The sequence below is a fragment of the Nocardia sp. NPDC052254 genome, from assembly GCF_040679495.1.
Classification (GTDB): Bacteria; Actinomycetota; Actinomycetes; order Mycobacteriales; family Mycobacteriaceae; genus Nocardia.
The window spans coordinates 442,413-448,616 of the sequence record NZ_JBFAUW010000006.1 but is presented as its reverse complement, the minus strand read 5'-3'; the positions used below and the strand labels follow the sequence as shown (position 1 = coordinate 448,616).

The 6,204-nt window shown below is 67.5% G+C and carries 5 protein-coding genes; 2 read left to right on the top strand and 3 right to left on the bottom strand.

Annotation, left to right across the window (positions count from 1 at the left end):
* Positions 1-1,042 precede the first annotated feature (1,042 nt).
* The gene (locus AB0L57_RS18810; protein ID WP_364963435.1) at positions 1,043-2,419 is read left to right on the top strand and encodes a phosphatidylglycerol lysyltransferase domain-containing protein; all 1,377 of its coding nucleotides are present in this window, start codon (positions 1,043-1,045) and stop codon (positions 2,417-2,419) included.
* A 14-nt stretch (positions 2,420-2,433) separates the two neighbouring features.
* On the opposite strand, the gene AB0L57_RS18805 is transcribed toward AB0L57_RS18810, so the two are convergent.
* On the bottom strand, positions 2,434-2,961 hold the full coding sequence (locus AB0L57_RS18805) for a hypothetical protein (RefSeq protein WP_364963432.1): 528 nt from the start codon (positions 2,959-2,961) through the stop codon (positions 2,434-2,436).
* Between the two features lie 238 nt (positions 2,962-3,199).
* Here AB0L57_RS18805 and AB0L57_RS18800 point away from each other — a divergent pair, with 238 nt between their 5' ends.
* A complete protein-coding gene (locus AB0L57_RS18800) occupies positions 3,200-4,657 on the top strand; it encodes a metallopeptidase (protein WP_364963430.1) in 1,458 nt (485 codons plus the stop codon).
* 66 nt (positions 4,658-4,723) lie between these two features.
* On the opposite strand, the gene AB0L57_RS18795 is transcribed toward AB0L57_RS18800, so the two are convergent.
* Complete coding sequence (locus AB0L57_RS18795; RefSeq protein WP_364963428.1) at positions 4,724-5,191, bottom strand: 6,7-dimethyl-8-ribityllumazine synthase; 468 nt, start codon at positions 5,189-5,191, stop codon at positions 4,724-4,726.
* A gap of 9 nt (positions 5,192-5,200) precedes the next feature.
* Entirely contained in the window at positions 5,201-6,040 is an 840-nt protein-coding gene (locus AB0L57_RS18790) for a lysophospholipase (protein ID WP_364963426.1), read from the bottom strand.
* Positions 6,041-6,204: the final 164 nt, after the last annotated feature.

Here is a 6,204-nt window from a genome sequence, read left to right as displayed (position 1 = left end):
GATCGAAACGGCCGCCGGGGTTTTCGACGCGCTGCCCATCGCCCGCGCCCCGCGCATGAGTTTCCTGCATCGTCGCGTACGCAGCGGCACCCGAACGGCGAGACGGCCGCCAACCCACCCGGGAGCACTGCCTCGGAAACGCTTTTGTCGTGCCGGGGTGCGTTGAGTGGGCATGGCCGCCTCAGGGGATGCATTTGCTGGGGGCTCGCGCCGCGCGACCCATCCAGCGGCACTACCCCGGAACGCTTTCAGCGTGCCGGGGCGCGTCGGGCGGGGATCCTCGCCTTCGAGGATGTGCTTGTGCTTCGGGGCTCGGTTGCCGTGCGAAGCGCCCCCAGCGGCACTACCTCGAAAGCCACTCGAGCGTGCCGGGTCGGCTCGTATCCGGATGTCGCCTTCGAGGTGCTCCGACTGTGCCGTGCGGGTGACCGATCTGTTCTGTCCCGCCCGCGATCAGGCATCGGTTCGGTAACTACACATCTGTCGCGCAGCGATCCTCCGCGGTCACAGCCGCCTCAGGAGTAACACGCCTGCGGTCCGGCAAGACCGTGGCAGGGGGTACTCCCGGGAGCGCCGAAGCAGCGTCGAATCGGTCTTGACCAGCAACATGGTGTGTTGTCACGACTTCCTTGTCCGGTATGCGACGGTGGGCGACGACGGTGCGGCCGTCGAATGTGGAGCTGTGAGGCCGAGCCGCCGCACACCCCGCGCCGCCGAATAACGGTGTTGCGGGGAACAGGTTGTACGCGATATCGGTTGATGTGAAGGTGTGCTGTGTTGTCGCGACTGTGTCCCCGATTACCAGCACTGTCTCATTGGGAGCTACCGATGCCGGTTCGTATGCGCGCGGGTGTGCAACGGCCGATCTGCCGTACCGTCACGGCGCGTCCGCCGGGGCCCCGCCGAGACGGAACGAGCGTTCCGCATACTGTATCGGTACGCGACCATTCGGGAGGACCACCATGGTGAGGATGTTCGTGGACGTGTCAGGCGCCCACCTCTTCGACGACACCCGTATCGCGCGATGTGAACGGAGAGCGTGATGGCGGAAATCGAATCGGTGGCCCTCACCGGTTATCGGACCTATCGGCACGCGGCGCTGAATCCGACACGTGCGGTGCGGGTTCCGCTGATCGTGGTGCTGCTGCTGGTCGGTGTCGTGCTGTTGTACGCGGCCGATCGCGCCTCCCGGGAGGGTGTCAACCGCGGCTGGTTCGTGGCGATGTCGCTGTCGGGCCTGTTCATCGCGCGCGGATTGCATCTGCGGCGCCCGATCACACTGCCGCACTTCACCGTCGCGGTGATCGTGCTGGGGGTCTCCAATGTGGCCTACCGCGGCGATCACGCCACGGTCGGCTTCGTCTGCCTGGCCTCCACCGGACTGATCCTCATGCTGCCGCAGGGTTCTCGGGCCCAGCCCGATCAGCTGCACCGGGTCGCCGCGCTCGTCGATCGCACGGTCGAGGATCCGCTGGCGCCCTTCGCCCTGCACTCGGCGAAGTCCTACTACTTCAGCACCGATTCGAACGCCGCGATCGGCTACCGGGCACGCTTCGGCATCGCGGTGGTCGCCGGTGATCCGATCGGAAACTGCGCCGAATTCGGCACCCTGATCGCGGAATTCTCCGAATTCGCGGCGGGGCGCGGCTGGCGGGTCGCCGTACTGGGCGCGAGCCCCGCGATGACCGAACTGTGGCGCACCCGCGCCGCCGACCATCACGGACTGCGCGCGATACCGATCGGCCGCGACGTGGTGATCGATGTCGGCTCCTTCGACATGGTCGGCCGCAAATACCGTAATCTGCGCCAGGCTGTCAGCCGCACCCGCAACTTCGGGGTGAAGACCGAGGTGATCCCGGAACGCGAACTGGACCGGGAACTGCGCGAGACGCTGCTCGGCATCGTCGACGAATGGGGCACCGGGCATCAGACCCGAGGCTTCTCGATGATCCTCGATCATCTGCTCGACGGCCGGCATCCGGGCATGTACGTGGTGCTCGCCCGTGATGCCGACGGCCGGGTCGCCGGATTCCAGCGCTACGGTTCTTCCAACAACGGCAGTGAACTCAGCCTCGATGTGCCGTGGCGGCGCAAGGACGCACCCAACGGCCTGGACGAGCGGATGATCGTCGATCTCGTCGACTACGGTCGCGACCACGAGGTGCGGCGAATCTCGCTGGCGTTCGCCGCCTTTCCCGAACTGTTCGCCGACAAGGAGCGCTCGCGGTCGAAACAGGCCATCTATGTGCTGGCCCGCACGCTCGATCCGCTGATCCGGCTGGAGTCGCTGTATCGGTTCCTGCGTAAGTTCAACTCCTTCGGCAATCAGCGGTTCGTGCTCATCCGCTGGCGTGAGATCGTGTTCACCGCCGTGGCCCTGCTGACGCTGGAATTCGTCCCGCATCGCAAACAGGGCTGATCGGACAGCGTCGCTCAGGCCAGATTGCCCTCGTAACACAGCGAGGAGGTCCGCCAGGTCGATTGCGGGGCAATGGTTCCGCGGTCGAAGTACCAGGCCTCGATCGGCTCGGCGGCCCGCCAGAACAGCGTGCCGTCGGCGGCTCGTACCACCTGGTAGATGTCGTCGGTGCCCTCGATGAGCTGATTGCCGACGCAATAGTCGTTGTAGGCGGTGCCGGGCTGGCGGGCGCCGAGGCTGAACGAATCGGTGGGGTCGGTCGCCGAACCCGGATTCGCGACGGTGTCCGCGCGGTGCGACGGTGCACCGGCCGACCACCGGGGCGCCCCCGAATCGTCTGCCGCGCAGAGGTAGTCACGGCCGCCGGCGACCACGGTGGTGCCGGTGGCGTGGCCGGTGCCGGCCCACAGGCAACCCGTCGTGGATTTGGTGGACGACCGCCGTTCTTCGGCCTCCGCCGGCGCGGCGGCGAAGCCCAGGCCTGCGACGGCCAGTGCCGCGAGGGCGGGAAGGGTCAGGGAGATACGAGGAATGCGGGGCATGGGATCGGCCTCTCTGCTCGCCGTTGAGCATCTACTGCCTACGTAAGTAAATAGTAGATGAATCGAGGGTGTGTGCGCCACGTCGTGCGCGTCACTTCCTGTCCCGGCGCACTACGTTGCGCATCCGGCCCGGTGCCCGATTACGATGTGAGCGCTCGGGAGACGGGGGGAGCCGCGGTGCGGAATCCTGGACCGTCGTCGCCTCCGGGCGCCGACACAGAATCGGGGAGGAATTCGGATGAGGAACAACAGGCGATTGCGGCTGGCCGCGGTGGCCGGGCTGCTCGTGCTCGGCGCGGCGGTGGCCGGCTGCGGTGGTGAGGCGAAAACCCCTGCGGCACAGGAGGTCGCCGCCACCGGCGGCAATCCGTGGGCGGTCAGTGGTGCCGCGACCAACAGCGCTTCGGGGCCCAGTGGCCCGCGGCCCGGTGTGCCCGACGCCCCGCTGCGCGCCGACAACGGTGACGGCGGGGAAATGGATCGCCTGGCGCTCAACACGTTGTCGGATCTGCGGGACTACTGGGGAGCGGAGTACGGCAAGAACTTCCCCGGCACCTTCACGCCGGTCGACCACTTCATTTCCTGGGATGCCAACGCCCCCAAGGAACAAGCGGTCACCTTCTGCCGCTCGAACACCTACAAGGTGGTGAACGCCGCCTACTGCAAGATCGACAAGACCGTCGGCTGGGATCGTGGCAAACTGCTGCCGTTGATCGCGGACAAGTACGGGAAGATGGCCGTGGTGATGGTGCTCGCGCACGAGTACGGTCACTCGCTGCAGGACCAGGCCCGGCTCAACGGCTTCTTCACCCCCGGCATCGTGCTCGAACAGCAGGCCGACTGCTTCGCCGGTGTCTTCCTGCGGCATGTGGCCGAGGGCGGGTCCACGCACTTCACGCTCAACACCACCGACGGTCTCAACGGCGTGCTGGGTGCGGCGGTCGCGGTGCGCGACCAGGATCCCGACAACCCGAAGAATGTGCACGGTTCGGCGTTCGAACGCGTCACCGCGGTGCAGATCGGCTGGTCCGATGGCACGGCCGGGTGCAAGAACATCAACAAGAAGGAGATCCAGGAGCGGCGCGGCGGGCTGCCGACCACCTTCGAACCCGGCGATCAGGAGAACCAGATGCCGGTCGACCAGGGCGGGCTCACCGCGGTCTCCGCGGCGCTGGGGCGTATCTATCCGCTGGCCCAGCCGCCGGCCTTCGATTATGACGGCATCGTCAAGCTGTGCGTGAAGAACAAAGCGGTGGAACCGGTTTCGTACTGCCCGTGGATGAACAAGATCGGGACCGACGTGCCGGAGCTGGCCAAGCGCGCGGGAGCGCAGGCCGGCGACGACGAACCGCTGTCCGCCGTGGTCGACGGCAACTACAACGCCTACGTGGTGTTCATCTCCCGGTACGCGCTGGCGGTGGAGAAGGACCGGAATCTGTCGCTGACGGGCCCGGAGACGGCGGGTCTGCGGACCGCCTGCCTGACCGGTGCCATCACCACCGAACTCAGCGATCCGGCCAGTGATCCGCGCCTGACCGCCGGTGATCTGGATGCCGCGGTATCGGGGCTGCTGGCCGACGGGCTCGCCGCCGCCGATGTCGACGGCAAGGTCGTGCCCAGCGGCTATCAGCGGCTGGACGCGTTCCGCAGCGGTGTCCTCGACGGCGAGGGCGCCTGCCTGAACAACTACAAGTGATGCCGGGCGCGGCCGGGGATCGGTCCCCGGCCGCACACCCGTCGGTGGATCTGTGCCGCGCGAGAATCAGGCGGTGCCGGTCGGCAGGGTGCGCAGCGAGCTGAGGGTGGTCGCGGCGGCCCGGGCCGCCTCGGCGCCCTTGGTGCGTAGATGGTCGGTGAAATAGTCCACGTGCTCGCGGTGCTCGTGGAAATGATGCGGGGTCAGCACCACGGAGAACACCGGGACGTCGGTCTCGAGCTGCACGCGCATCAGCCCGTCGATCACCGCCGATGCGACGAAGTCGTGCCGGTAGATGCCACCGTCGACGACCAGGGCGGCTGCGACCACGGCGTCGTACCGGCCGGTGCGTGCCAGGCGCTGGGCGTGCAGCGGGATCTCGAAGGCGCCGGGCACATCGAAGACCTCGACGGTCTCGGCGGAATACCCCAGGTCGCCGTACTCGGCCAGGAAGCCCTCGTACGCCTGGGTGACGATGGATCGATGCCAGCTGGCCCGGATGAACGCGATACGCCCCTGGTCGGTATTGCTCATCTTCGGATGCTACTGCGCGCCGGTGTGCTCCTCCAACCAGCGCACCAGGTCATCGAGCACCCGCTGCTGCTCCGGTTCGTTGAAGATCTCGTGGTAGAGGCCCGGATAGCGGAGCACTGTGAGATCGGTCGCGGCCGCGCCGGCCTCGATGCGGTCGGCGCCGGTGGGAATTGCCAGCGCATCGTCGCCACCGTGCATGACCAGGGTCGGTACCCGCAGCGCGTCCAGATGGCCGAGGACGAATTCCGCACCCCGCAGAATCTCGGTGGCCGTCCGAGCGGGAAGTTTGCCCCGATGGACCAGCGGATCGGAATCGTAGGCGCGGATCACCTCCGGATCGCGGCTGATCATCGCCGAATCCAGTTGCAGCACACCCAGTCCCGGGGCCCATCGGCTCAGCACCGGGGCCAGCAACCGCTGTATCGGATTACCGGCCTCGAGCACCACCGGTGGCGCCGAGACCGCGATCCCGGTGACGTCCACCGGCGCCCGGGTCGCGAGATACAGCGTGATCAGACTGCCCATACTGTGGCCGAGTATGAAGCGCGGCAAATCCGGGTGTTTCGCGCTCGCGATGGCCAGCATGGTGTTCACATTGTCGGCCGCGGCGTCGAGCGATTCGATGTTCGCGGACCCGCCCGCGGACCGGCCGTGGCCGATGTGGTCGAACGCGTACACCGCGAAACCGCTGTCCGCCAGGCGTTTACCCACGTGATCGTAGCGGCCGGAGTGCTCGGCGACGCCGTGCACCAGTACCACGACAGCGCGTACGGGCCCCTCGGGAAGCCAGGCCCGCCAGAAGACCTGTCCGCCGCGCGCGTCGAATTCTCCGGTATCGCCGGTCGTCATCGTTGCCTCCTGCGTCTGGCGGGACACCCGCACCCGGTCGCACCGACGACCAGCTGCGCGATTGCCGGTCATCGTCGCTCTGTCCGCGCCGCGGTGCCGGCGCCGTGCGTCATTGTCGCGCACGGCGGGCCGGAAGGATACGTCTCGGCGGTGCCGCGTGGCGC